Genomic DNA, 26,455 nt, shown 5'->3' with positions numbered 1-26,455 from the left:
GCGATCGCCTGACTTTTCACCACTCCACTACAATATATATAGATATTGTTGCGAATTGTATATTTAGGGTTTAGCTGTCATGGCTGCCGCCGTTTTAATTCAAAATCTACAAAAGCGTTACGGTACCCTTGAAGCCGTCAAGGATGTTTCCTTTCAAGTAGAACCAGGAGAAATCTTTGGTTTACTCGGCCCCAACGGTGCAGGTAAGACTACTACTCTGCGCGCCTTGTGTACCCTCACCACTCCAGATGCAGGCAAAATCGAAGTATCTGGGATTTCTGTGTTGGATAACCCTAGAGTAGCTAGACAACGGTTAGGCTATGTAGCCCAAGAAGTCGCCATTGATAAAGTCTTAACAGGAAGAGAACTGCTGCAATTACAAGCCGCACTGTATCACATCCCCAGTGCAGTAGCTAAACAGCGTATTGAGACAGTTTTAGACTTACTCGGTTTACAAGAATACGCCGATAAAAAAACTGGGACTTACTCCGGTGGTTTACGCAAGCGTCTAGACTTAGCGGCTGGCTTACTTCATGCCCCAGATGTTCTAGTTTTGGATGAACCAACCGTAGGACTTGACATAGAAAGCCGATTTGTGGTATGGGAATTCCTGCGGAAATTAAAGGAATCAGGCACAACGGTAGTTATTACCAGCCATTATTTAGAAGAAATTGACGCACTAGCCGATCGCGTCGCCATTATTGATCGGGGTGTGGTGATTGCCGTCGGGACACCCTCAGAATTAAAAGATAGAGTCGGGGGCGATCGCATCACCTTACGCATCCGCGAATTCTCACCCTCAGAAGAAGCCACACAAGCCAAGGAACTCCTGCAAGGATTATCTTTCGTTAAAGAAGTCATCATCAACAGCGCGCAAGGTAACTCCCTTAACTTAGTAGTTACCCCCCAAAATGATGCCCTAATTAGCGTTCAGCAAGCACTCAACAGCGCAGGCTTACCCATCTTTGGCATTGCCCAATCCCGTCCTAGCCTCGATGATGTCTACCTCGCCGCCACCGGACGCACCCTCATGGATGCTGAACTAGCAGCAGTCGCCAACCGTGATCCTAAAGCGGAGAAAAAACAAAATATGCGCTAGGGATTGGGGACTGGGGACTGGGGACTGGGGACTGGGAGACAAGGTAGATTTTATTTCAATGCCTGTTTGGCCAATTACCCATTCCCAATGCCCCATTCCCAATGCCCCATTCCCAATGCCCCATTCCCAATGCCCCATTCCCAATGCCCCATTCCCAAAACCCTTATGAGTGTCACCCCTAAATCTGATATCAATTGGCCAGTTGCCACAGCACCACAAGCCTACACCGAAGCTAAACCTAACTTTTTCGGTGAACTAGTCCAAGAGACTCTGGCTTTAACTCGTCGCTTGTTTATTCAGTTACAACGCCGTCCCTCAACCCTAGTGGCGGGTATCATTCAGCCTGTCATGTGGTTGGTATTATTCGGCGCTTTGTTCCAAAATGCCCCTAAAGGTTTATTTGGTACTACGACAAATTACGGGCAATTTTTAGCCGCAGGTGTAATTGTATTTACCGCCTTTGCGGGAGCGTTGAATGCTGGTTTACCTGTGATGTTTGACAGGGAATTTGGCTTTTTAAACCGCTTGTTAGTCGCCCCTCTGGCTTCACGCTTTTCTATTGTCTTTGCCTCAGCCATCTTTATTATTAGCCAAAGCTTACTACAAGCGGCTGTAATTGTTGGTGCGGCAGCTTTTCTCGGTGCTGGATTACCAGATATCACGGGATTGGGTGCGATCGCCCTCATCGTCTTTTTGCTAGCATTGGGTGTCACAGCTATTTCTCTGGGTTTAGCTTTTGCTCTACCCGGACACATTGAATTAATAGCAGTAATTTTTGTGACTAACTTACCATTATTATTTGCTAGCACTGCCCTCGCACCTTTATCTTTCATGCCCAAGTGGTTACAGGTTGTGGCTACCCTCAACCCCCTTAGCTACGCCATTGAACCCATTCGCTATCTCTATACTCACAGCAGTTGGGGATTATCTAGCGTCGTTATGCAAGCCCCTTGGGGTGAGATTACCTTTGGTAGTGCATTGCTAATATTACTTGGTTTTGCATTAGTAGCTTTAATTAGCATTCAGCCCCAACTTCGCCGGACTCTTGCTTAAGATAAATACAGCATCAATGAAAAAAGGGTAAAAGTTAAAAGATTCTTTTCTTTTGCCTTTTAACTTTTACCTTTTAACTTCTCAGAAATGGTGTTAGAGGATGTTTATGAAAAAATCATTTCCCGCGATCGCTAAACTTTTAGTAGCAACTGTAGCCAGTTTTAGCTTTACTTCCCTACTCACAGCCCAATCTAGCCTCGCTCAACTCGGTACAGTAGACGCAGGCGGTAATAATGCTGATCAACAAAATAACGTTGACTTTAGCAACGGCAATTTCAATATGTTCGACTTGATTCACCGCGCCCAGTTCGGTACAAGTTCATGGAATGCCGATCAGCAAAGTCAACAAATCGATGAAGCCGCTAAAGCTTTTAGAGAAAGACAAATTCGAGCCAATCAGAATAACCAGCCACAAGGACAAATACTGCCTTTACCAGTTATTAATACCCCCAGTTCCACAGAACCAGGGGTAAATCAAGGTAATTAATTAAGAGTGATGAGTTTTGAGTGCTGTGTTTTGAGTGAAGAAATTACTTAGCACTCTTTTGTTAAAAAGTTTCTTGCTCTGAGATTACCTAATCACGTATCTCCACTTTCTAAATAACCACTCAGCACTCAGCACTCAGCACTCAGCACTCAATTAAGTCCCAAAGCCGCTAAAACATCACCAGCGTGGGTGGCTGTGTTGACGCTAGCATCAACGTGAGCAATTTTGCCTTGGGCATCAATAACGTAGGTGACGCGCTTGGCATAACCACCGCCATCAACATCGTAAGCTTTAATGAGAGAGTGGTCGGTGTCAGCCAATAAAGGGAAATTCAAATTATATTTTTGGGTAAATGCTTGATGAGAAGCTTCATCATCAGCACTGACTCCCAGCACCACAATATCTTTACCTTGATAATCGTCTTTGGCATCTCGGAAGCTACAAGCCTGCTTAGTGCAGCCTGGGGTGTCATCTTTGGGATAGAAATATAAAACAACGGTCTTTCCAGCAAAATCAGATAACGAAACGGTGTTACCGTTGGTATCTTTGACGGTAAATGCAGGTGCATCTGTACCAACCGCTAAAGGCATAATGAACCCTTCCTGTTTTAGATTGTTGATGACTTTGAAATTTTACAATAATTTACAATAATTTCATGACATAAATGTAAAAACTAAAAATCAAACTATGGTTAACTCCCAAAACTCCAAAATCTTAACTTATCAGCCTAGCAGTATCAAAAGAGCCGAAAAATCGCTGATTTGTTCTCCCTTCAAAATCAAGTTATTTGAAACCATGCGCCATCAGAGTATCGCCTTGAGTGCGATCGCCGCAGAAAATGGGGTAAAAAATGGTTACACTCAACAACCCCTCTCAGAGTTAGCCTGTGATGACGCTTTGAATTGGTTAATTCAAGTCGGGATGTTGCGGCGCGAAGTCGATGGACAGGGGATTACAGATAGTTTTCGCCTCACTCCCCTGGGTTATCAACTACTTGAAACATACCAAGGTCAAGATTTACCTACTCCTTCCTGGAGCGATCGCTTATCTAATGCTATGATGCGTTGGCTCAGAGTTCCCTTTTAGCGAAATCAACTCTCCAAAAGTTAGGATTCAGTATCTATAGGGAACAATATATACGGAAAGACATCAACCCATTTATCAATTCTTTATCAATTTCACCCCAGGAAATTGCCGGAATTGTTAAGCTGGGTTGCATATTTGCTTTAACTTAAGGCAGAATACTTGCTCTCGTTCTACGATGAGCATTGGGCATGGGTCATTGACACCAGATCAATCCTCAAACTCATGCAAATTTATGTTATCAAGAATTACGCACTAATATTATCCCCTGATTGTGAGTAAGTAACAGTGGCTATGAAATCTATTATGGTAGTGGGTACAACTTCCCACGCAGGGAAATCACTGATAACTACAGCTATTTGTCGAATTTTGTCGCGGCGTGGCTGGCGAGTAGCCCCCTTTAAAGGACAAAATATGGCTTTAAATGCTTATGTCACAGCCAACGGGGGAGAAATTGGTTACGCCCAAGCAGTACAAGCCTGGGCTGCGGGAGTAATTCCTTGGGTAGAAATGAACCCGATTTTGCTCAAACCCCAAGGAGATATGACTTCCCAGGTAATTATGCGGGGGAGATATGTAGGTAAAGTAAACGCTGCCGACTACTATGAACAGTATTTTGAAATGGGTTGGCGAGCCATTGAGGAATCTTTACAACATTTAAGTACAGAATTTGATGTCATCGTCTGTGAAGGTGCTGGTAGTCCCGCAGAAATTAACCTCAAGCATCGTGACTTAACTAATATGCGGGTGGCAAAACACTTAAATGCACCCACCATCCTAGTAGTAGATATTGACCGTGGAGGAGCATTTGCCCACGTTGTCGGTACACTGGAACTACTCGAACCAGACGAACGCCAATTAATTAAAGGTATAGTAATTAACAAATTCCGAGGACAGCGATCGCTTTTAGAACCTGGAATCAAATGGTTAGAAGAACGGACAAAAATTCCGGTAATTGGTGTCATTCCTTACCTACAAGAATTATTCCCCGCCGAAGATTCTCTAGATTTACTAGAGCGTAAACCAGCAAAAGCCAACACCGATATCAACATCAGTGTGGTGCGTTTACCCAGAATTTCCAACTTTACCGATTTTGACCCCTTAGAATCAGAACCCACAGTTTCCGTTAGATACATTAGTCCCAAGCATGATTTAGGACATCCAGACGCGGTAATTATTCCAGGGACAAAAACTACAATCGCGGATTTAATCATCCTCCAAAAAAGCGGTATGGCAGAAGCAATTCAACACTATGCCGCCTCTGGTGGTACAGTGTTAGGGATTTGCGGTGGCTACCAAATTCTCGGACAAATCATCGCCGATCCTGAAGGGGTAGAGGGACAAGCCGGTCGATATCAAGGTTTAAATCTCTTACCGATTAAGACCGTGATTACAGGGCAAAAAATCGCCCGTCAGCGTCAAGTTAGCTCCAATTTCCCCCAAATGGGACTACCTGTAACTGGGTTTGAAATCCATCAAGGGCGATCGCGTGTAGATATTCCCAGTGATAATCAAGGCTATCAATCCTTATTTGATGATGCTAACTTAGGATTGGTAGATAAATGTCAATCAGTGTGGGGTACATATCTCCACGGACTGTTTGATAATGGCCCCTGGCGACGCGCTTGGCTCAATCGTCTGCGTCAACAACGCGGCTTAAAATCCTTACCCACAGGTGTCGCCAACTACCGAGAACAACGGGAGCAGATGTTAGATAATCTGGCTAGCGAAATTGAAAATCATTTAGATTTAACGCCCTTTTTGTCGTAGTTAGGCTAAATTGCATGAGTGTTGTTGTCCGTTTTTTACCAGATGATGTCACCATTAACGCTGAGGTAGGAGAACCCCTATTAGATGTAGCAGATAGAGCCGGGGTTTTCATTCCTACTGGATGTTTAATGGGGACTTGTCACGCTTGCACGGTAGAACTAGAAGACGGCGACACCATTCGCGCTTGCATTACCTCTGTACCACCGCAAGCAGAACTAACCATTCATTTATTTAGTGACCCAACTTGGTAGTTTTGGGGGAATAGGGGTGTAAGGGTGTAGGGGAAGAAGAAATATCTAATGACTAATGACTAATGACTAAACTCAAATACCAAATGGTTATTCAGTGGTCTGAAGAAGATAATTGCTTTCTCGTAGGATTACCTGACTTTCCTGGACAACGCTGGCGCACTCATGGAGATACGTATGAGTTAGCGTTAGCAAACGGTATTGAAGCTTTAGAGTCTTTGATTATTGCTTATGAAACTGCGGGTGAACCACTACCAGAACCAGCAGTATGTTCTGTCATACCAATTCAAAATTCAAAATTCAAAATTCAAAATTAAGAAAGTGAGACTCAGCATACTTTTTAGCGTTTACATCTGTATTAAATTTTTTATGAATTGGTGTCACTTAGAAGTTTTTGTACTTAATAAGTGTGCTGGGTCTGATAGTTTGACCCAACCCACAAACTTGATTTCACCAATCTCAGCTAATTAAGAAGAGGCTGAATTTGCTTTAGCGTTTAAAGCATACTCTTTAAACCTTTCTAAATCGGCTTGAATCGTTGATTCTACGGCTCGACCTAAAAATAGGTTATCCATGATTTTGCCCAAAATCCCAGGAATAGCATAGGAAACTGTCATTTTTACGATGCTACTACCGTGGCGATCGTAAAAACGAATCGCCCCCTGATTTGGTAAACCATCGATGGATTCCCATTGAATAATTTGATGGGGGACAGTTTTCAGGATGCGGGATTTCCAGGTAAATTCCAATCCGCCTGTGTTTAATTTCCACAGAGAAACATCTGGGTTATCAGGGGGAATTTTCACAGAATCTATCCATTTCATCCACTTCGGCATTTGCTCTAGGTCAGACCACAAGCCCCAGACTAAATCAATGGGGGCTTCGACTTCAACCTGTACGCTATGTTCTAGCCAATCAGCCATTATTTTTCGATGTTTAGATTTAACTCTATTGTTTAATATTTTCGAGAATGACTTTGGCGGCGCGTCTGCCAGAAATTGTTGCCCCTTCCATACTATCAATGTAGTCTTGTTGAGTATAACTACCTGCGAGGAAGAAATTAGGCACTGGAGTTTTTTGGTCAGGGCGATACGCATCCATTCCTGGGGCTTCGCGGTATAAAGATTGAGCCAGTTTGACGACGCTATACCAAGTCATATTTAATTCCCGTGATGAGGGGAATAATTCATGGACTTGTTTGAGGACGTGTTGGGCGATCGCTTCGTTACTTTCCTTAATAAAGGGATCTCCTGGTGTTAGCACTAGCTGTAATAATGACCCTTGTCCTGGACGATAATAATCACTAGGACTAGTCAAGGCTAAATCCGCAAAGCAAGAAAAATCAGCATCAGCTGTATATAGTAGATTATCTAGCCCTGCTGCTTGCTGGAGTTGTTTACGCTTTTCCCCATCTTGCAGTTCTGTCACCCAGCCATCAAATCGTAACTGTACTGTGGCAACTGGGACTGCTTCTAGTTTGTAAATATTGTCAAATTCTGACCATTTGCGCCATTCTGGAGGTAAAACTCGCTGAATTCCTGGGACATCACAAGCGCATAGATAAGCATCCGCAGTGATTAACTCTGTCGTGTCTCCTTGGGCAACTACTAAGCCAGTGACACGGGTTTGTCCATCCACTTCCGTAAACTGAATTTCTCGGACTTGACGGCGAGTGTAAACTTGTGTACCTCTATCTGCCAAGTATTTGAGGATGGGTTTGTGGAGATATTCATCAGGAGAACCTTCCAGCATTCGCAGTACAGAAGCTTCGCTGCGGACTGCGAAAAATTGAAAGATAGTTAACATACAACGGGCAGAAATATTTTCGCAGTCAATGAATCCCAAGGCGTAAGCAATGGGGTTCCACATCCTTTTGATACTGCCTTCACTACCGCCATGACTGCGAAACCAGTCAGCAAAACTGACTTTATCTAAGTTGCGGATAGTTCTCATTGCTCCGTCAAAGTCTACTAGTCCCCGCACAATCGGACTGGTTCCGAGGGCGATCGCATTTTGTAGCTTATCCTGTAATGAGAGTTGAGAAGTGGTGAAAAATGCTTTTAACCCATTAAAAGGCGCGCCTGTAAAGAAGCGAAAGTCTAACGCACCGGTGCGCCCACCTTTATTGATAAAAGTGTGGGTGTGTTCTTTGAGGCGTAAACTTGACAACGCCCCGACTTTATTCATGAGTTCAAACAGTTGGTAGTAGCACCCGAAAAATACGTGCAACCCCATTTCTAAGTGGTTGCCATCACCATCAATCCAACTACCGACTTTACCCCCAACAAACGGACGGGACTCAAAAATTTGGACTTCGCAGCCTGCATCAGCTAAATCCACTGCGGTTGCTAGCCCAGCCAATCCCGCACCTACAATTGCAACGCGCATTCCGTCTTTCCTTTTCAGTTTCTTTACAAATTGTAACTGGGTTGGTGTCGGAATTTGCGACTTATCTCTAGCGACGTACTATTTTGTGGGACGGCAAAGTCATGCACCTGATGATCGAAAATTTGTGTTTGTTTGGTTCTGCGGAAATTGCAGTGACTAGATTCTCTAAACCTAAAGCGTGTATTTGCCACTAAACAAACTTTTGTCAAAAGTTGTGGACTAAAAACCTCTCTTTAGATATTTATTGAGTAGTCAAAAGATTTTTTGTCATAACATCAAAATACCTCCTATCTACTCACTTCTTTATTGTCATCTGATACAGGTAAACTTCTAATCAGTTCCCGAATTACATCAGTTGCTGGTCTACCTGTCTGTTGACAGTATTTTTCTAGTTTTTCTGCTTCCTGTGCAGCTAGATTCACAGTTATACGTTTGACGGCCCATTTTTTATTAGTCATTATCATGCTATCTGCTGTGTATTGACATCATCAAAAACAAATAAAACGACGAGGAAGACGATAAGATTATCAGAATTTGTGTCAAGAAACAAGCGATACCGTTCCCCACAAAAATATTCGTTTCGTCAAATCACTCCTCAGTTTTTCAAGAAACATCAGAAACTGTTTACAGTTTGAAAAAAGGGTAATAAGGAAAGCTTCCTTTTTGAAAAACAACATGAGATGTAGATAACTTAATTCTCAGGATGTAATTTGTCAGATGAATTTGATTTTGTCATATGAAATTAAAAAAAAGTCTCCAAAGTGGTGATTTATTCAATAATTCGACCTTTTATCTACCTTAAACTCACAAAGTAATCTCAACAAAATGTCTGACAGCAATAATCAATAACAGCCGATATCTAGAATTATGTCTGTGGAAAATCCTACAACTCTAGCTGTTTATAAGCTGGGATTAAAGACACGACATTTCCTAAGATTTTATTTACTCAACCATCTCACTGCATTGATTAGTAGTAATGTGAGATAAAAATTTCATTTTAATTAATCACAGCATAAATCATCCCTAAGATAATTTTTGATTTGAGCTAATTCGATGTTCAAAAGAGGACATTTTCATCACTTATGTTGACAATACCTGCCATAAATCAAATCATGATAAAACATAGTTACAGCTATTTAAAATAGATGTAACTGGCGGAAATATTGTGATGCTTGCAGAAAACTGATGTTCCTATTTAAGTTTTGTTCCTTGTCCTTTTAAAAAGGAATCACAATTGTTTGTGAATTAGAATCAGTGGTTATATATGAATGATTAATGCACTTTCATCTATAACCAAGTTTGTGATATGCTCTGCCTGCAATCATGACATATTGATCACCTTGATATTCGTTATATTTTTGACATTCGCATGAGGTATTTACGAGTTGTATTACGGCTATTATATCCAGATTAATACTGTTTTGGACAATCTTTACCTAAAGGACAAAGTAGCTTTTTATGCTTTATCAAAACTCTATGAAATTCTGATAATTTTACCTAAATTTTTGATTAATATTATTGACAAACACTAATCAATATAATCAATAGAAATAGGTATGATGTCACTGTTTATTGAACTTGCTGAAATACTAGTGAAAAATAGGTAACAATATTCAGGTATCAATACACGATACATTTTCACTTTATTGATTTGCCCAGGTAATTGCAATAAATCACGACTAAATAGCGAATTTATAAAATTTTAATAAACTCAAGCAGTAATTACATGAAGCTGGCAATGAAGAAGAAGGAGAAAGGTAGACGTAACAGCATTTGCTTTGTAGTCAAGGCTTACTTCTAACTTAAAAAAGAGTGATAAGAGAAGATTGCCTGTTTTATAACTGATTTCAATGGTGTTTACCCTTGACCCTCCGAATTTTAGATTTTGGATTTTGGATTTTTTTGGGTACCAGCTCCATTCAAGCGTGGGTGGAAAAATCTGAAATACTCGCTATGCTGTATTCGCTATCTTGGTGTAGCCTTTCGTAGAGAAGACGGTCAATCTAAAATCCTCAAGCCCCACATCCGGAACTTGTCCCACGACACGATCACAAATCTGAAATCCTTGCATTGGTGACTGAAAACTTTAAATCAATGGAACGGCGTAGAGGTTGTTTTAAAGCTAGGTTCACTACGTTGTGAAAAATAAAAACTATCCTGTTTGATGAAAAACTGGTTTTGTCTTTAAATTCAATGTTATGACAGGTACAGAAGCAGATTATCTTCCCCTATAAGAGACTTATACTAATGTTTGATTTTGGATTTTGGATTAAAAGTCTAGATTCTTAGGCTATTCCAGAATCCCGAAACAATACTACCTATCCCAATTCGGTATTGCAACGTAAAAATGTATAGGAATCCGCTTTGATTCCTAAAATCATTTGCTGAGTAAGGAAACAGAGAATGGGAAACAGGAAGTAAGAACGAATAAAAGTGTACTTAGCTTCGCAGAAATCAAATATGATTCCTATACAATCCCTTTGGTAAGCAGAGAGAAATCTAAGAGGGGGCTTTATCTGTTCAGAACTTCCCTGCGGGACGCTACGCGAACGGAGAGGAGTAGGGAAAGTTGGGAAGAAAAAATTCAATGAAAATATTGGTTCTGACTGATTGAATAATTGATTTTCTGGAAGTCCCTAAGCATCTCAAAAAGGTTATTTCTTAACCAAATACCATAACTTCTAATTCTTATACAAATTCGCAATGGACTTCTCTCCAAGACGCTACGCCTAGCTTGCTTCCCCGGAGGGGTAAGTCTGCTACGCTAACGTAATGGACTTCTCTTCTGTACGAGAGACTGCGAACGTATGCTTCTGTGCAAGACACTACGCCTAGCTGACTTCTACGTTCGCGGTAGCGTTGCGTAGCAAAGTGGTACGCTAACGCAATTGAAATCGTGACTTGACAAGGGTTTCTAGGCTGGGAACTGGTATTAGTCCTTACTTGAAAAGTGCTGTTAGCGCAAGCACGACTTTTAGCCGATGCTGGGTAAAACTTAAGTTTGTGAGTGATTCCTGACTTATTTACCTATTCCAGTTGAAATTGAGGCATGAGTTGGAGAGTACCAATACCTAAATCTTTAGGTGAGAGCGATCGCGCTTCAAATAAAGCCATCATATCTCGCAATTGGGGATTACCACGAGAAGCACCCGTTAAACCTTTGGCAATGATTAACCCACAATAGCCTTTGGTATTCTTACACCGTTGATTCCATTTTTTCCGCGCTTCCACATGGATGGGGTCTGCGTCTAGAAATTCCCCAAACAGAAACAATTCACCATTATGGGTTTGTAATAAGCCTAAATCATAGCGATCGCCATCAAAAGGATCAGATCCAGGATTAAAGCAAATAGCTTTCAGTCCGCCAGCCGCTTCTATAGTTTCTATGACGGTTTTCGCTTTCGGGCGGGAGGTTTGGATTAAAATGACTGGTAATCCATCCCCCACGGCTTTAATTTCCCCAGCTTGGTGATAAGTTACACCTTTTCTGAGAAACTCTAACATTTCCCAAGAAATTACTCCCAAGCTGAGAAAAGAATCTTCTGGGATTAAGTCATCTCGCAACGAACGAAACAGAGATGAATCGAGATCCTCTTCATCTTCCTCTGAAATTGATAACTCTGCCATTTCCTCTAATTCAGTGGCGAGTTGTGGCATAGTCGAAATAGTAACTGGAACTAATTTAGTTCCTTCCCGCGCTTCCGGTAAAGAAATACGATAGCGATGACTCAGACTGGGGAAATCGTCTGCATGAAGTTGATGTCGATGGTCACGAATAAACCGAGAAAGACTCTCTAAAGCTAGAAATATAACTACTGCTTCTTCCTCATACAAAACAGACCGTAAGCCTTCTAGGGGGTGAATTGTCCCGAAGGTAGGGTCAATCTCTGATAAAGCTAAGTCAGCTAAATCATCAAATTCATCTTCTTCCTCAGTATCATCCTCTCGTTCAAAAGTGAGAAACAAGCAATCTTGCTTGAGAAAAGCTTCTTCTAAATGTCCTTGAGAATCATCATCCTGTAAAACTGCGGCGCGAAATCGCTTGAGGGATTCTTCGGAGCGATAAAATAAAATCCCATACTCCATGCCCAACATCCCCATGACTGAAGCATAGAGTGTCCCGACATCCCACTTATTAATTTCAATAGATAGTATTTGTTGTTCTTCCAAAAATTCCCAAGGGGCTGCTTGCCAAATGGCGAATGCTTTTTCGTGTAAGGCTTGGGCATATTGTGGCGGTAAATCGGGGACTTGATTATCGATAATTTCTGCAAATCCGCGAAAGAGTTCATCAATTAAAGGTAGTTCTGGTGCGTAATCAATGGCGATGTCTAAATCTTGCAGTACGCCACGTAAATAAAACTGAATTTCGCGGTCTTTAACCACGATTCTTTGGGGTCTAGCAGGTTTAGCGGGACTGTGGGGATGTTCCATTGCTCGCATTAAGGTGCGAACTATTGCTTCCGGGCCAGTTTCAGGAGAGATGACATCCATCCCCCTCACCATACCTTGTGAACCATCTACCCAAAGAATACATTCTCCCTTACCTTCAGAGTGGGGGTGTGGAGTAGGTGATGACAACGGACGGCGATCGCCCTCCCATACAGAAGGAATTTGGGTTAATTTCTTCAACCGACGACTGGTAGAGCGATTAAAACTTGTCATAGAGTGAGTTAACCAAAAGAAGCAATATATTAAGTAACCTTTAGGGAATGGCTAGCCACGAATCACTGTTTCTTGGCTGGGCCTGAAGGTGTTAGGGACTCAAGTTGTCACAGGGATGGATGTATCTCTAAAAAAATACCGAATCTCTAAACACACCGAGTCTCTCAATTCTAGAATAAAAACCTTTGGCTGCTTTTAACGGAGTGTTTACAATTGGCAATTTGCGGCACCATTCTCGCTAGAATATATACAAAAATTGCCAGACAATCCAAAATTTTTGAAGGAGTCGGAAAAGCGGATGACACAAGCAACTCAATCTCAACAGCGTGGCATACAGTTGAGTGAAGCAGCTCTACGCCAAGTCAAGTCCCTCCAGGAAAAGCAAGGCCAGGACTTATGCTTGCGAGTGGGAGTCCGGCAGGGAGGCTGCTCTGGAATGTCTTATATGATGGACTTTGAACAAGAAAGTAAGATTACTGAACATGACGATGTGTTTGATTACGACGGCTTTAAGATAGTTTGCGATAAAAAAAGCTTGTTGTATCTTTATGGCTTAATGCTTGATTATAGCGATGCCATGATTGGCGGTGGTTTTCAATTCACCAATCCCAATGCTAACCAAACCTGTGGTTGTGGTAAATCATTTGGTGTGTAGTCGATAGTCCATAGTTTATAGTCTCACAGTCTAATTTGGCAGAATTTTGACTGTAGACTCTTGACCTATGATTATGATTAGCTATTGATTGCCCATTGATTAATTTTATATGACTCAAACAGTAGAATCCCTGTTTGACACAGGTTTAGAACGTTATAAAGCTGGAGAAGCGGCGGCTGATTTAATCCCTGTGTTTAAAGAGGTATGCGATCGCTCTCCTAAAGCTAGTGCTGCTTGGATTTGTCTGGCGTGGTTGTATCTCCTCGAAGATAAACCCAGTTCTGCACTCAAGGCTGCTCAAAAAGCAGTTAAATTAAATCCTCAAGATCCTCAAGCGAGAGTTAATCTGGCTTTGGCTATGCTGGAAACTAACCAGAAAGGTGTTAGACAACACATTGATATTGCTAACCAATTGATGCTGGTGAATACAGAATGGCGCGAGGAAATTCAAAAGAGTATTGAAGATGGGTTCAGCAGAAAACCCGATTGGCAAAGTTTAGCCAAAGTTAAAGCCTGGATTTTAGGCGAATAAACTTTAAGAAGGCAGAAGGCAAAAGGTAAAAGGCAAAAGGCAAAAGGTAAAAATAAACAATCTTTTCTTTTCTTTTTACTTTTACCTTTTTACTGCTTTTTCAATTCCCTCATGAAATAAAAAAGGTAAAACTCTTTTCTTTTTCCTTTTACCTTTTTCCTTTTTACTTATTTTTTAGTCTCTACTTGCTTATGAAAGAAAAACTGTTAAATTGGCTCAACTTGATTTTAGTTGCGGATGTGTTTTTGGTGTTATTTGGATTTGCTTGGTTTGCGATCGCAGTTATGGGTGACGCAAGCGGAGTTAATCTAGGTTTAGATTTATGGCATCAACTTTGGCAACCTGTATTTAACCCAGCCATTGGTATTTTGATGGGTGGCGCGCTACTGAGTGGTTTAATTAGTTGGGTGTCGAAAAAGTTTAGTTCTAGTCAATAGTCATTAGTCAATAGTCATTAGTCAATAGTCATTAGTTAAATATCTTTTTAATTTTTAACCCGTGAAAACTTTGCTTACGGTGAGAGTCTTTTCTTTAACTCAGCTTCCAATTGTTCGCCTGTACTAACTACTACTCTATTTGATTTAGCTCTAATAATCGTCAGATAGTGTTGAAAGGCTTCTTCGTCTTGAGGATGACTCTTTACATACTCCCGTAACTCGGCTTCGGTTAATTCTCGGTAACTTAAATCGCTCATTACATAATTTCCAGATTTAAGAGAAAATTGCCTTGAAATTCAGCACATTTACACTATTGACCGTTGACTGTGGACTATTGACTATTGACTGTGGACTATTGACTCTACTTCACAATATCCTTGAGTGCTGGTTGTAGGTTAGTGTATTGATACTCAAAACCAGATTCTAAAGTCCTTTTTGGTAATACTTGTTGTCCTTCTAACACGACGATCGCACCATCTCCTAACAATGCTTCTAAAGCAAAACCAGGAACGGGTAGCCAAGAGGGACGATTCATTACTTGACCTAAAGTTTGACTTAAATCATTCATGCGTACAGGTTTGGGAGCAGTAGCGTTATATACACCTTCCATTTCTGGTTTTGTCAAGGCTTGCACAATTAAATTGACTAAATCCTCTACATGAATCCAGGAAAACCATTGTCTACCGCTACCAATCGGCCCCCCTGCAAAAAGTTTAAAGGGAGTCAGCATTTTTGCTAAAGCACCACCAAATCCCAAGACAATCCCAAGGCGCAAAATTACCAACCTAACACCAGTTTCTTTGACTTTTTGCGCTTCTGTTTCCCAGGCTTGGCAAACTTGAGCAAGAAAATCTGTCCCAGATGCGCTATTTTCATCGAAAGCAGCAGTTTCACTCGTACCGTAGTAACCAATAGCAGAGGCGTTAATTAACACACTAGGTTTAGGGTTAGCTTTGGTTATGGCTTCGACGATTTTTTGTGTCCCAACTTGACGACTCTTGAGGATTTCTTGCTTTTCTTGTTCTGTCCAACGTTTTTCGGCTATGGGTTCGCCAGCTAAGTTGACTACCCCATCACAACCAGCAATGCTATCTTGCCAAACACCGGATGTAGTGGGTGTGTAAGCAACAATCTCTACATTCTTAAAAACTTCTGGGGGAAACACTCTTTGAGCAGAAGTAGTGTTTCTCGTTAATATCAGTATTTGATGACCTTGCTTGTGGAGTCTTTCTACCAAATGACTACCGACAAATCCTGTTGCACCAGTAATTGCTATTTTCATAACGCACCTCAGCCAAACCCTTATTTTAAGGTTTTTTAGCGATTTTGGGGACTTGTACTGAGCTTGTCGAAGTATTGGGGATTGGGGACACTTCGACAAGCTCAGTGCTTCGCTGGGGATTGGGGATTGGGAAATTTAGGGTGTAGAGACTTTTTAACAGTGAACAGTGATCAAGTAACTGATAACTGTTCACTGTTTTCATGTAGCGTCTCTACGGGAATTATCTATTTTTAGTGGTGAAGATGGTTGTGAACATCATTAACATTCCACCTCCCAGGATAGCGATCGCTAGTCCTCCTGTCACCAAATCGAGCAAGTTTTGGTTTTCCATCGGTCAATAGTCCATAGTCAATAGTCCATAGTCAATAGTCTATAAGTTAATGACTGTTGACTAATGACTAATTAAAAATCTACTCCGCGTTTGAGTTCTACGCCGTGGTTAGCATAGTGTTTATGACAATAAACTTCTGAGTGAATGCTGGCTAAGTCGAAGTAGGCGGGGTGATTTTGACAGCGACCGGTAATAATGATTTCGGTGTCGCGGGGTTTGCGGAGTAGTGCTTGCACGATGGGTTCTACGGGAAGCAGTTCTAAATCGACGGTGGGGTTGAGTTCGTCTAGGATGATGGTTTTATAGAGTCCAGAGGCGATCGCAGTTTTCGCAATCTCCCAACCTCTTTCGGCTTCTACATAGTCTAGTTCTTGGCGAGAATTACGCCAAACAATCGCATCTCGACCACAGCGTTGATGATCTACAACTTCGGGATAGGATTGTCGCAAGGCGGCGATCGCTGCGTCTTCGGTGTAGCCGCTACCACCTTTGAGCCACTGCATAATTAATACACGGGTTGAGCCTGGGTGATTGATGCCTCTACCTATGGCTTGTAAGGCTTTACCTAAAGCACTTGTAGATTTACCCTTACCTGCACCTGTATAAATTTCAATCCCTTGCATGAGTAATTCTGTGGCTGTGGGATGGTGCTGGGGTTTCATTTCTGAGTGCAAATCCGCAATATCTAATAATTGTTGCGGCGCACCGCGTCCAGTGGCGATGATTTCTAATTCCTGGGGTTTTGATTTGATTGTCCGCACCACTTCATCGACGGAGAGTAAACCCAAATCGAGGACGGGGTTCAGTTCATCTAAGACGACGACGGAATATAACCCAGAGGCGATCGCGCCTTTGGCGACATCCCAACCCCGCGCTGCTTCAGCGCGATCAAAGGCTGTGATTTCATCGACACCAAAAAATTCTGCCCTTCCTGTGCGGACTTGATCAATTAGATGGGGAAAACCACGTTGTAAAGCTGCGATCGCGCCGTCTTCATCATAGTCCCGTTCCGGCCCTTTCAAAAACCGCAGTAGTAAGACCCGATTAGAATTACTCGGTGTATTGATTCCCAAACCTATTGAGCGTAAAACAACACCTAAAGCAGCTTGGGATTTACCCTTACCCAAACCATCATATACGTGTATTTGACCCGTCAGCCGTTCCGAACGCACTTGCGCTGTGCGAATACCAATACCATTCCTAGTCATTGTGTTTAGTTATTAGTCAATAGTCATTAGTCAATAGTCATTAGGTAAAGCAGTCTACCTTCCCTTGTCTACCTTGTCTCTTTTCCCCATCTCCCTACACCTGTCTCATTTGTAAAACTATGGGTATATTAACGATAAATTGGAGTATACTGTCACACCAAGGTGGTAAGCAGCAAGGAAAGATCATTGCTCTTGGCAGTGTCTACAACTATACTCCCTCAGTTAACTCTTAGTTTGAGTCTGTATGTTAGATAATATTACTTTGCCTATAATCTGGCCTGTTGGGGTCATTCTATTTAATTTTTTGTTCTTCTTAATTGCCATCCCTATAGAGGCTTACGTTTTTCATCGAAGATTAAATTTTGATAAAAAATCAAGCACTTTCTATGCGATCGCGGTCAACCTGTTCTCTGGTGTCATTGGTTGGATAATTTTCTTTCTCGTAGAACCTAGATTGCCAGTGCCAATTAGAACTGATCTAATTAATTATGTATTTTTTAATGTTTTAAAGTCTAGTAACACTCAAGGAATTCTAGTTTTAACGACTGTAACTATTTTCTTCGGCACATTCTTGATGAAATTCTTTCTCTTAAGGATTTTGGTGTTTTCTTTAAGTGAAGATTTCGGCAAAACTCAAGATGATAGACCTTTATTAACGCGGATACAAAATAGCTTTCTCGGTAAGGCTCAATTTCAAAATACTAATTTAGTTACTACTACAATCATTGCTAATTCGCTGAGTTATACTGCGATTACTTTTATTTTATGGTTTAGAACTTTAAGGATATTTACTTCATACTGAATACGCATTATTTCCAGGATAGATCAAGTCAATCTCAACCTGCTTATTCAACATTCAAATCATCTCAATTATTTACCCTTGTCTGCTGTTATCAAGAGGTGTATAGATGAACTCGTTACTCAAAGATATTTTTGGAATATTTGGTATATTTGATGATGTCTATAAACAACTGAAAAAAATCTTAATTCCACCAAAAGCCTATTCTTGGCAAACTCTGATTTATTTAAGTGCTTTTTCAGGCTTGATGTCTTCTTTTGCTGTTAGCCCTATTAGAGATATTATCGCTCTTTGTGGTTGGTTATTCTTAATTGCTGGAACTGCTTGGTATACCACCGATGATCCTCTAAAGGTTCCTGGTACTAATATGCCTGTAGGCGCATTAATTACCGGATTTCTAGTAGCTGTTTTTGCATTTGGTAATCAAAAAGATTTATTAACACCCAGAACAATTGTCATCTGGCCGACAATAGCAGCTTTAATTACAGCGATTCCAGATTTTATTGAGGGTACTGACACTGATTCTAAAGCGCGAATACCCAAACCAGAAGCCCGACAGAAAATTATTATTTTAGTTGCTAGTTGTATGGTAATTAGCTGCTGGTTAAACTTTTATTTTGTTATGGATAAGTGGCTACAAGAATATCCCAGTTTATTAGCAGATGAATTTCAAAATAGCACCTTTGTGATTAGAAGGGGAGAAAGAGAAAGAGTCCCAGAAAATGGGGTGTTAATTTTAAATCAACTACAACCATTAGTAGAATCACGAATTTCTGAAAAACCTTGGTCAGAAGTTGAACGATGGTTATTAGAAGCAAAAGTCAATATAGGGCAGCTAGGAAAAGGAATTGTAGATAAGAATTTATCTCAGTTTGATGAAAAAGAATTATGGCGTATTGAACCGCGTGTAACTAATACTAAAGCTGGCGGTTACGTATTAGATTTACTAGCTATTTGGACAGGCCCTAGTGCTGGAGTAAAAGGTTATTTCTTAAAAAAATCATGTCGAATTGAACCACTAGCAGCATCAAGAAATCGCAGTTCTAGCAGTTCATCAGAAGACAAAATTGCAGTAGCCGAAATTTCCTGCGATCGCACAATTTCTATTAAGCGTGAAACACCCCCACCGCAACAGTAAATATTTTTGGGAATGGGGCATAGGGTATAGGGCATTGGATACAAATATTAATCTATTCCCCAGTCCCCAATCCCCAGTCCCCAGTCCCCAATCCCCCATCCCCAATGACTAAAACACTAGTAATTGCTAAAAATGTCTTTCAGGAAGTAGTGCGCGATCGCATCCTGTATATTATCGGATTTTATACTCTTGCTTTAGCTGTAGCTAGTCGGGCTTTACCCGAATATGCAGCTAATACTGAAGATAAAATGTTTCTAGATTTCGGTATAGCGGCAATGAATGCAATTTGTTTAATTGTTGCTATTTTTATTGGCACAGGTTTAGTGAATAAGGAAATTGAAAAGCGCACGATTTTATTATTAATTTCTAAACCTGTTAGTCGTGCTGAATTTATCACTGGTAAATTTTTTGGTTTATCGGCTGTGCTAGCTGTGTTAATTGCTAGTATGACGGTTATCTATTTACTATTTTTACAGTTCGGCAATGTTAAATATGCAGTTGGCAGCATTTTAATGGCAACCATATTTTTATTATTGCAGATAGCTGTAATTACTGCTGTAGCTATTACTTTTGGTGTGTTTACTAGTTCTTTATTGGCTGTTGCTTTAACATTTGCTGTCTATTTGATGGGAAATATTACACAGAATTTAGTGCAACTGAGCCGGATGAGTCGTAATATTTTCATGGAAGGGATTACCCAGGGTTTATATTTAGTATTGCCTGATTTATCGCGTCTAGATTTAAAAAATGATGCTGTTTATGGTTTGCAAGCAATGCCAAACCCATCAACTTTAATGGGTAATGCAGCATATGGTGTGATTTACATTACCATGCTATTGGCGATCGCTATTTTCCTTTTCTCCCGCCGAGAATTTTAAATTTCCCTCTTTCATCTTTTATTTTTTGCCTTTTACCTTTTGCCTTTCTAAGATTCTTCTCCCCAGCTTTGTAATTGTAAATAAACTAATACCAAGGTAAACGCTAATAATACAGTAGCGGCTGCTGCTGCATAACCAAAATCAAATTGACCGAAGGCTTCTTGATAAATATAGTAAACTAACAGATTCGTAGTATTTAAAGGCCCACCACCCGTAACTACATAAACTTGCTCGAAACTCCGTAAAGTAAAAATAGCAGTAGTGATTGTGGCAAAAATTAAAGTCGGACGCAATCCAGGTAAAGTAATGTGCCAAAATTGTTGCCAACCATTAGCACCGTCTAATTCTGCGGCTTCGTAACGACTAGGAGGAATGGCTTGTAAACCTGCTAGGAATACCACCATATTAAAACCTAGTTGTTTCCAAACACTTAAAACAATTAATACAGGCATTGCCCAAAATGTATCTCCCAGCCAAGAAATAGAGGGAATGTTCAATAAACCTAAAAATGCGTTTACAGGGCCGGAAGCTTGAAATAACCAACGAAATCCTAAACCAGCCGCTACTAAAGATGTAATAGAAGGTAAAAAATAAGCACTCCGCAAAAAACCGCGCAGCACTATGGAACGATTTAATAGAACTGCTAAAGCAATAGGAATAATCAAACTAGGAATAACTGTAGCAACGGTAAAATAAACTGTGTTGCCAAGAACTTGCCAAAAATCAGGATTGAAGATTAAACGCCAGTAATTTTTGAACCCTACCCAATAAGCACCTGTAGAAGTAAAACTCCCAGCCGTGAAACTCAGATAACACAAATAAGCTATCGGCCAAATAACGAATAAACCTAATAAAATCAGTGCGGGTGAGAGAAAAGTCCAAGCTGCAAATGAATCATTATCTAACCATGACTTTGCATATTTTTTTTGCATTATAATTATCCTCTTGGCTGTTTAGTTAGAGTGCTGAGTAGGGAGTGCTGAGTGCTGAGTAGTGAGTGATGTTATACCAAATTGGAATAAGTAGTATTGTTTCGATATTCTGGAACAGTCTAAGAATCTAGGCTTTTAATCCAAAATCCAAAATCCAAAATCCAAAATTGGTATGAGTCAGTTAAACAGTACGGGTTTACCTTCTACTTGATTAATAGTATTTTTAACTCAACACTTATCGTGTTTACGTAATTTTGAATTGTGAATTTTCTATGACCATCTGTGCTGATTCTACCTCTAGTCTTGTTTCTCCTTGCGTTAATAACCATCAATTTACTGTAATAAATCCTCTAAAACTAGGAATTTTGGCTTCTGGTAGCGGAAGTAATTTTGAAGCAGTTGCACAGGCTATAGAAAACAAGCAACTCAATGCCCAAATACAAGTTTTAATTTACAATAATCCCTCAGCTAAGGTTGCACATAAAGCGGCTAACCGAGGGATTGAAACAGTATTATTAAATCACCGTGAATATAAAAATCGTGCAGCATTTGACGAGGAAATCGTCAATACATTGCGGCGTTATGATGTAGATTGGGTAATTTTAGCTGGTTGGATGCGAGTCGTTACATCTACATTTATTGACGCTTTTCCCAATAAAATTATTAATATTCACCCCAGTTTACTACCCAGTTTTAAAGGTATTCATGCTGTAGAACAAGCCTTAGAAGCTGGGGTAAAAATTACTGGTTGTACAGTGCATTTAGTATGTTTAGAAGTCGATAGCGGCGAAATTTTAATACAAGCGGCTGTACCAATATTACCAAATGATACAGCCGAAACTCTCCACGCGAGAATTCAAATCCAAGAACACAGAATCTTACCACAGGCGATCGCTCTAGCTGCACAAAAGTAATTTTTTATTATCCTTGCTGAATCTTCCACAAGCAACTAGAAATCCAGTTAGTCACCATGTGAGCAACAATCGGCACTAGTAAGTTACCCGTTAACAATGCGCTGTATCCCAGTATGATCCCAATAATAGTTGCCCATACAACATAAGGCCATTGCTGATAACCACTCAAGTGTAAGATGCCAAAGCAAACACTAGAGCCGATAACCGCCAGGTGATCTAATCCCAAAGCGGGTAACATTACACCCCGAAATAATAATTCTTCACTTAACCCAGGTAACAAACCTAACCAAATTAAATCCGGCCAAGCTAAAGGCTTCAGCACCATTTCCAGGTAATAATCAGCACTATAACGGTACTGTGGCCAGACGCGATAAGCTAGACCACTTAAGCCAGTAATAAATAAACCTATACCCAATCCCAAGAGTAAATCTCTAGGATACAAATGCCATTCAAATAGCAAAAAGTTACCAAAGTATAACCATACCCTGGCAATTGTCCACAACAATAATGCAGTGACTCCCATCGCCACTAGAACTTGGACACGCGATAAATATGGGATTTCTGGTTCTTGTTTTTGTTTTTCTACCACGGGTTTTTAGGGACTGAGGGACTGGGGATTGGGGATTGGGGACAAGGTAGACAAGGTAGGAAATGAGAAAAGCCGTTCCCTGTTCCCTGTTCCCTGTTCCCTGTTCCCTAATGACTATTGACTATTGACTCTTACCAAAGATTCTATTTGAGAACTCAAGGAACTTGGGTTTATCCCTGCTTTGTGTGCTACTAATAAACCTGCTGCTTCTAAATATGAGTTTACTTTTATGGCTTTGATTCCCAAGCTTTGGGGTGGAACTTTGATTTGGGTGTGATTTTCCTCCACGGCGATGATTTGACATGGTTTCTGGCTGAGGCTGAGTAATGCACTGCTACCACAGGCTGTGGCTGGCATAATTATGGCATCTACTTGCTCTGCCCAAATGTCGTCGGGGAGGGATATAGCTAATTCCTTTTTTACTATAAATTGTGGGGCGCGATTTAATCCTACAAGTACACTTGGTAAAAAAGTATAACCCAATTCTTCCGCCGCAGAACGAGGAGATAAATTTGGTTGTGGCGGTTCATCTGCTAAAGCTGGTGCATGGGCGCAGGGAATTTGAAAGTTTTTGACAATTAAATGGCTAATTACAGCCTCTGCGCCAGCAATGGGATCTACGCCTTTGCCTTGGCGATAGTTTTGTGCGGCCTCTTCATCTATATTATCGGGAAAACGGGCAACAACTGCGATCGCCTCTGCTTTTGCTTGTTTAATTAATGTTTCTGCGCCTCTGAGTAAACTATCGGGGTTGCCAATTGTTCCCCAGCTTACGCCTGATGCTGATGTGCGTAATTCTACGTTTAGCGGGGCATCTGTAATTACATAATCAGTCAAAGTTAAACCGAGTGTCGCTTGGGCTGCATCGGCTGCTTGTAAATGTCTTAGCCTTAACTCTGGTTCAATACTTTGGTCTAAAAGTAAACCTATCTTGTTACTGCGTACAGGACGCAAACCCCAGTTTCCGGTAGCAAATTTATCTAGTCCATAGCCTTCGACATAGAAAGCGTTGGGGATATTCCAGTACAAACTTGCACCATTGAGGACATTAGGATGAGTGATGAGGCGATCGCAAACCTGTGCTAATAATCTAGCTACAGGTATAGCATCTCCAGCATAACCACCAATTGCCGCACCAACACCAGTCGGGACAATAAGAATTGCAGTGTAAGGATGATTCATCTCTAGGATTAAATTTTGAGTTCAAGATACTACGTTAAAAGTTGGCTAAGTGTCAAATTAAGCTGAAGGAATTTGGTTAAATTTGTGTAATTTATTTGGGTTTTTACATACAAACTATAAGTTTTTCTTGATATAGTTTTGATTTCTTACAAAAAATTGAATTGTTCAGTAAAAACACATAAATTTACATTTTTCGGTAAAACGGGTATTTATAAGGTTGTATCGGTGTCACAGAATCCGGAATAATGTCAATACATCTTTGGAGAGATAACCTTATTTATCCATTTGAAACTAGAAAAACTACGGTAATTAATTAGTAAAGGTCAATTCAATGGCATTATCACAAGTAGCCAAGATAGATGTAAATCAAACTATAGATCAGCTGACTAAACTGATCAAATATGATGCCAAGTATATTATTCAAGTGGCTAATTTTACTGGCTATACACTTAACCGTGTAGGTATCCACAACAACGCAGAAAAATGGCCTTTAGGAAGTATTTTTCCCAATGAGTTAGCGATAGGACAATTCAATTGCTATTCTTTTTCGTTTGCTGTTAATTATCAAATTCAAGAAGGTTCAGGTTTTATTCAATTAGCTGCTTCATGGCCTTTTCCTGGAATCAGCAGGATCAACGTGGGAAATATCGATCAAAGCGGTGATTCCCCAGCAAAAGAAATTTGGCATGACATAGATCATTCACTAAATAAATCTCTCTTTAATGAAGAAGATAAATCTATTTCTAATGATTCTGTAATAGTTAATGCTTACACCAAAGAAGTAAAAAGTAAAAATATCTGGTTTTACGAAATTAGAGAAAATTAGTTTTTTATTAAATTGAGCAATACTATAGGAATCATATTTGATTTCTGAAAAAACTCGGTACACCTCTGTTACTTCTTTTCCTGTTCCCTGTTCCCTATTCCCTGTTCCCGTTCGGCTGACGCTCACGGCGGAAGCCTGTTCCCTCCCTACGCAAATCGTTTCAATAATCAAGTCGGATTCCTATATGTGTCCTTTTTATTAAAAATCATATTTAACTTTAGAGATAAAACTAAGGTGTGTCAGCATCAATTTAACACACCTTAAGTTTTGTATATACTATTTAATTATTGATTAACGCTGCCTGTAGTTACCACAGCTTCTACAGTCGCTTTTTCTTTTTCTGCGTCTACAGCAGTAATTGCCCATCTTAAAGGTTCACCTTGCTTTTGCAATTCAGCTTCAATGACTTGTTGCAACTCTGTGGGTGTTTCTTGGAGGTCGATTTCTGCGGTAATAAAATGAGTAGTCATCGCCGTTAATCCAATTAGTTTGTAGATTCTAGAATAACCGATCTCAGCCAAAGCTAAAAACTGTTGATCAAGTCAAGTTACTCTAATCATTAACTATATTAAAAGTGAAAAATCACTATTCCTAGTCCCCAGTCCCCAGTCCCCAATCCCTTTACTTACCAAATTGCTTCTGATAAACTACTTCTTCTTTTTCCGTTTCAATTTTTAAGTCAGAACGGGGATAAGCAACACACAACAAGACATAGCCTTGTTTTTGCAGTTCAGGACTGACACCCATACCGTCAGTTTGATCTACAGTTCCACTGATAATTTGCCCAGCACAAGTGGTACAGACACCAGCATGGCAAGAACTGGGTAATTCCAACCCTTGCTCATCCGCAACTGATAAGATGGTTTTATCTTCAGGAACTTGGAATGTATGAGTTTGATCCTGGTGGATAATCTCAACGTTGTAAGTTTTAGACATATGCTAAAAAATGAGTGCTATAGACAAACTCATTATTATATCTGAATTGCTGAAAATATCCTTCAACATCATCAATAATTTTATAAAACATCAGGATCAATATTTAATTCACGTAATTTAGCGGCTAGACGTTCTGCGCGTTGCTTTTCCTGTTCCGCACGTTGGTTTTCTTGTTCCGCACGTTGTTTTTCTTGTTCCGCACGTTGTTTTTCTTGTTCTGCCAACTCCTCTGGTGTCGGCACTAACTCACCTTGTGACGTAAAATAGCGTAATTTACTATCCTGTACACCTAAATATAATTCTAATTGCTGACTCCATAGCCACCCTTGGGGATTTGGTTCTATGGGTTGGTATTGACCATCTACTAAATGAAACCCAATAAACTCTAAATTATCTGGGTCAAACCAAAAGTATTCCGGTGTGCGGAATATATCTTGATAGATTTGTTTTTTTAAGCCTTTATCTGTGGTTTTTGTAGAAAGTGACAGTAACTCGACAATGATATTGGGATACTTACCGTCTTCTTGCCAGATTACCCAACTTTTGCGAGGTTTCTTTTCACACCCTCGCACGACAAAAAAATCAGGGCCGCGAAATTCTTCTGATTTGAGTTGACGTTGACTATAATATATTGTCAAATTTCCCGCAGCATAAAAGTCATTGCGGTTTTGCCACCACAATTCTAAACATTGTAATAACAGAATAATCTGGCGTAAATGTAAATCGCTTTCCAATGGGGGTTCGTGACTTTCAATATCTCCTGGTGGAAATATTATATCTGCTACTGGTTCTAATTCTTGGGCGACTGACATGAGTTGATTGGGGTTATGGGTAATATCGTCTGCTGACTTTTCACAGGATATGAAAAACCCCTCTTCATAAAGCGAAGCTCTCCTTGTAGAGTACCTCTCCCCCGGAAGGAGGAGCCACTGCGTTGCGCGAGTTTCCCGCGTTGTAGCAAGTGGCGTTAGAGGCTTTGATTTTTGCTCCCCTTTCTTGGAAGAGAAGAGGTTGGGGGTTAGG

29 protein-coding genes are annotated in these 26,455 nt (G+C 40.5%); 15 read left to right on the top strand and 14 right to left on the bottom strand.

All coding sequences use genetic code 11. The features are described from left to right. The first annotated feature begins 79 nt into the window (after positions 1–79). From ACQFX9_RS10065 to ACQFX9_RS10055, 3 genes are all read left to right on the top strand, one after another. Positions 80–1,099, top strand: coding sequence for an ATP-binding cassette domain-containing protein (locus ACQFX9_RS10065; RefSeq protein WP_427161879.1), 1,020 nt, complete (start codon positions 80–82; stop codon positions 1,097–1,099). A 165-nt stretch (positions 1,100–1,264) separates the two neighbouring features. Next, entirely contained in the window at positions 1,265–2,152 is an 888-nt protein-coding gene (locus ACQFX9_RS10060) for an ABC transporter permease (protein ID WP_427161878.1), read from the top strand. Between the two features lie 106 nt (positions 2,153–2,258). Next, complete coding sequence (locus tag ACQFX9_RS10055) at positions 2,259–2,639, top strand: hypothetical protein (protein ID WP_427161877.1); 381 nt, start codon at positions 2,259–2,261, stop codon at positions 2,637–2,639. Positions 2,640–2,788: 149 nt separating this feature from the next. Here the strand turns inward: ACQFX9_RS10055 and ACQFX9_RS10050 are convergent, their stop codons facing one another. Further along, positions 2,789–3,229 (bottom strand): peroxiredoxin, encoded by a 441-nt coding sequence (locus ACQFX9_RS10050; protein WP_427161876.1) that lies wholly within the window; start codon positions 3,227–3,229, stop codon positions 2,789–2,791. A 97-nt stretch (positions 3,230–3,326) separates the two neighbouring features. Here ACQFX9_RS10050 and ACQFX9_RS10045 point away from each other — a divergent pair, with 97 nt between their 5' ends. From ACQFX9_RS10045 to ACQFX9_RS10030, 4 genes are all read left to right on the top strand, one after another. Further along, complete coding sequence (locus tag ACQFX9_RS10045; protein WP_427161875.1) at positions 3,327–3,725, top strand: Npun_F0494 family protein; 399 nt, start codon at positions 3,327–3,329, stop codon at positions 3,723–3,725. A gap of 291 nt (positions 3,726–4,016) precedes the next feature. Continuing rightward, positions 4,017–5,492 carry a cobyric acid synthase CobQ gene (gene cobQ, locus ACQFX9_RS10040; protein WP_427162848.1) on the top strand — a complete coding sequence of 492 codons (1,476 nt, stop codon included), beginning with the start codon at positions 4,017–4,019 and terminating at the stop codon, positions 5,490–5,492. 14 nt (positions 5,493–5,506) lie between these two features. Then, positions 5,507–5,743, top strand: coding sequence for a 2Fe-2S iron-sulfur cluster-binding protein (locus ACQFX9_RS10035; RefSeq protein WP_427161874.1), 237 nt, complete (start codon positions 5,507–5,509; stop codon positions 5,741–5,743). 62 nt (positions 5,744–5,805) lie between these two features. Beyond that, the gene (locus tag ACQFX9_RS10030; protein ID WP_427161873.1) at positions 5,806–6,057 is read left to right on the top strand and encodes a type II toxin-antitoxin system HicB family antitoxin; all 252 of its coding nucleotides are present in this window, start codon (positions 5,806–5,808) and stop codon (positions 6,055–6,057) included. Between the two features lie 150 nt (positions 6,058–6,207). Here the strand turns inward: ACQFX9_RS10030 and ACQFX9_RS10025 are convergent, their stop codons facing one another. The 4 genes from ACQFX9_RS10025 to ACQFX9_RS10010 all read right to left on the bottom strand — a co-directional run bounded on the left by ACQFX9_RS10025 (position 6,208) and on the right by ACQFX9_RS10010 (position 12,793). After that, entirely contained in the window at positions 6,208–6,663 is a 456-nt protein-coding gene (locus ACQFX9_RS10025) for an SRPBCC family protein (RefSeq protein ID WP_103139649.1), read from the bottom strand. Between the two features lie 25 nt (positions 6,664–6,688). Next, a complete protein-coding gene (zds, locus tag ACQFX9_RS10020; RefSeq protein WP_427161872.1) occupies positions 6,689–8,128 on the bottom strand; it encodes a 9,9'-di-cis-zeta-carotene desaturase in 1,440 nt (479 codons plus the stop codon). A 287-nt stretch (positions 8,129–8,415) separates the two neighbouring features. Then, positions 8,416–8,592 (bottom strand): ribbon-helix-helix protein, CopG family, encoded by a 177-nt coding sequence (locus ACQFX9_RS10015; RefSeq protein WP_103139651.1) that lies wholly within the window; start codon positions 8,590–8,592, stop codon positions 8,416–8,418. A gap of 2,563 nt (positions 8,593–11,155) precedes the next feature. Continuing rightward, a complete protein-coding gene (locus ACQFX9_RS10010) occupies positions 11,156–12,793 on the bottom strand; it encodes a DUF6930 domain-containing protein (RefSeq protein ID WP_427161871.1) in 1,638 nt (545 codons plus the stop codon). A gap of 298 nt (positions 12,794–13,091) precedes the next feature. Here ACQFX9_RS10010 and ACQFX9_RS10005 point away from each other — a divergent pair, with 298 nt between their 5' ends. The 3 genes from ACQFX9_RS10005 to ACQFX9_RS09995 all read left to right on the top strand — a co-directional run bounded on the left by ACQFX9_RS10005 (position 13,092) and on the right by ACQFX9_RS09995 (position 14,417). Further along, a complete protein-coding gene (locus ACQFX9_RS10005) occupies positions 13,092–13,448 on the top strand; it encodes a HesB/IscA family protein (RefSeq protein WP_236145224.1) in 357 nt (118 codons plus the stop codon). 109 nt (positions 13,449–13,557) lie between these two features. Beyond that, positions 13,558–13,980 carry a tetratricopeptide repeat protein gene (locus ACQFX9_RS10000; RefSeq protein ID WP_236145225.1) on the top strand — a complete coding sequence of 141 codons (423 nt, stop codon included), beginning with the start codon at positions 13,558–13,560 and terminating at the stop codon, positions 13,978–13,980. 191 nt (positions 13,981–14,171) lie between these two features. Further along, positions 14,172–14,417: a hypothetical protein gene (locus ACQFX9_RS09995; protein WP_103139655.1), complete on the top strand. Its 246-nt coding sequence runs from the start codon at positions 14,172–14,174 to the stop codon at positions 14,415–14,417. Positions 14,418–14,491: 74 nt separating this feature from the next. Here ACQFX9_RS09995 and ACQFX9_RS09990 read toward each other — a convergent pair whose 3' ends face one another. The 3 genes from ACQFX9_RS09990 to ACQFX9_RS09980 form a co-directional block, all read right to left on the bottom strand. After that, positions 14,492–14,674 (bottom strand): DUF6887 family protein, encoded by a 183-nt coding sequence (locus ACQFX9_RS09990; RefSeq protein ID WP_103139656.1) that lies wholly within the window; start codon positions 14,672–14,674, stop codon positions 14,492–14,494. A gap of 104 nt (positions 14,675–14,778) precedes the next feature. Then, entirely contained in the window at positions 14,779–15,699 is a 921-nt protein-coding gene (thyD, locus tag ACQFX9_RS09985) for a thylakoid membrane protein ThyD (RefSeq protein ID WP_427161869.1), read from the bottom strand. Between the two features lie 402 nt (positions 15,700–16,101). Further along, positions 16,102–17,238 carry a cob(I)yrinic acid a,c-diamide adenosyltransferase gene (locus ACQFX9_RS09980; protein ID WP_103139658.1) on the bottom strand — a complete coding sequence of 379 codons (1,137 nt, stop codon included), beginning with the start codon at positions 17,236–17,238 and terminating at the stop codon, positions 16,102–16,104. 244 nt (positions 17,239–17,482) lie between these two features. On the opposite strand from ACQFX9_RS09980, the gene fraC reads away from it, so the two are divergent. The 3 genes from fraC (at position 17,483) to ACQFX9_RS09965 (ending at position 20,053) form a co-directional block, all read left to right on the top strand. Then, positions 17,483–18,040, top strand: a complete 558-nt coding sequence (gene fraC / locus ACQFX9_RS09975; protein ID WP_427161868.1) for a filament integrity protein FraC — start codon at positions 17,483–17,485, stop codon at positions 18,038–18,040. A 106-nt stretch (positions 18,041–18,146) separates the two neighbouring features. Next, on the top strand, positions 18,147–19,175 hold the full coding sequence (gene fraD / locus ACQFX9_RS09970; protein ID WP_427161867.1) for a septal junction protein FraD: 1,029 nt from the start codon (positions 18,147–18,149) through the stop codon (positions 19,173–19,175). Between the two features lie 104 nt (positions 19,176–19,279). Then, positions 19,280–20,053, top strand: a complete 774-nt coding sequence (locus ACQFX9_RS09965; protein ID WP_427161866.1) for an ABC transporter permease — start codon at positions 19,280–19,282, stop codon at positions 20,051–20,053. Positions 20,054–20,100: 47 nt separating this feature from the next. Here the strand turns inward: ACQFX9_RS09965 and ACQFX9_RS09960 are convergent, their stop codons facing one another. Beyond that, positions 20,101–20,985 (bottom strand): carbohydrate ABC transporter permease, encoded by an 885-nt coding sequence (locus ACQFX9_RS09960; protein ID WP_427161865.1) that lies wholly within the window; start codon positions 20,983–20,985, stop codon positions 20,101–20,103. Positions 20,986–21,257: 272 nt separating this feature from the next. Between ACQFX9_RS09960 and purN the strand changes: the two genes are divergently transcribed. Continuing rightward, entirely contained in the window at positions 21,258–21,899 is a 642-nt protein-coding gene (gene purN / locus ACQFX9_RS09955; protein WP_427161864.1) for a phosphoribosylglycinamide formyltransferase, read from the top strand. Between the two features lie 7 nt (positions 21,900–21,906). On the opposite strand, the gene ACQFX9_RS09950 is transcribed toward purN, so the two are convergent. After that, positions 21,907–22,488, bottom strand: a complete 582-nt coding sequence (locus ACQFX9_RS09950) for a CPBP family intramembrane glutamic endopeptidase (protein WP_427161863.1) — start codon at positions 22,486–22,488, stop codon at positions 21,907–21,909. A gap of 114 nt (positions 22,489–22,602) precedes the next feature. Next, positions 22,603–23,670 (bottom strand): DUF3326 domain-containing protein, encoded by a 1,068-nt coding sequence (locus ACQFX9_RS09945; protein WP_427161862.1) that lies wholly within the window; start codon positions 23,668–23,670, stop codon positions 22,603–22,605. Between the two features lie 331 nt (positions 23,671–24,001). On the opposite strand from ACQFX9_RS09945, the gene ACQFX9_RS09940 reads away from it, so the two are divergent. Further along, on the top strand, positions 24,002–24,496 hold the full coding sequence (locus tag ACQFX9_RS09940) for a hypothetical protein (RefSeq protein WP_427161861.1): 495 nt from the start codon (positions 24,002–24,004) through the stop codon (positions 24,494–24,496). Positions 24,497–24,780: 284 nt separating this feature from the next. Here ACQFX9_RS09940 and ACQFX9_RS09935 read toward each other — a convergent pair whose 3' ends face one another. The 3 genes from ACQFX9_RS09935 to ACQFX9_RS09925 form a co-directional block, all read right to left on the bottom strand. Then, positions 24,781–24,966, bottom strand: a complete 186-nt coding sequence (locus ACQFX9_RS09935) for a hypothetical protein (RefSeq protein WP_427161860.1) — start codon at positions 24,964–24,966, stop codon at positions 24,781–24,783. A gap of 151 nt (positions 24,967–25,117) precedes the next feature. Continuing rightward, positions 25,118–25,432: a 2Fe-2S iron-sulfur cluster-binding protein gene (locus tag ACQFX9_RS09930; protein ID WP_427161859.1), complete on the bottom strand. Its 315-nt coding sequence runs from the start codon at positions 25,430–25,432 to the stop codon at positions 25,118–25,120. Between the two features lie 80 nt (positions 25,433–25,512). Next, the gene (locus ACQFX9_RS09925) at positions 25,513–26,244 is read right to left on the bottom strand and encodes a Uma2 family endonuclease (protein WP_427161858.1); all 732 of its coding nucleotides are present in this window, start codon (positions 26,242–26,244) and stop codon (positions 25,513–25,515) included. Between the last annotated feature and the right edge of the window lie 211 nt (positions 26,245–26,455).

Source organism: Aliinostoc sp. HNIBRCY26 (assembly GCF_050235535.1).
In the GTDB taxonomy this organism is placed as follows: Bacteria; Cyanobacteriota; Cyanobacteriia; order Cyanobacteriales; family Nostocaceae; genus Trichormus.
Note: the sequence above shows the minus strand (reverse complement) of the source record. Positions and strands in the feature narration are given on the sequence as shown.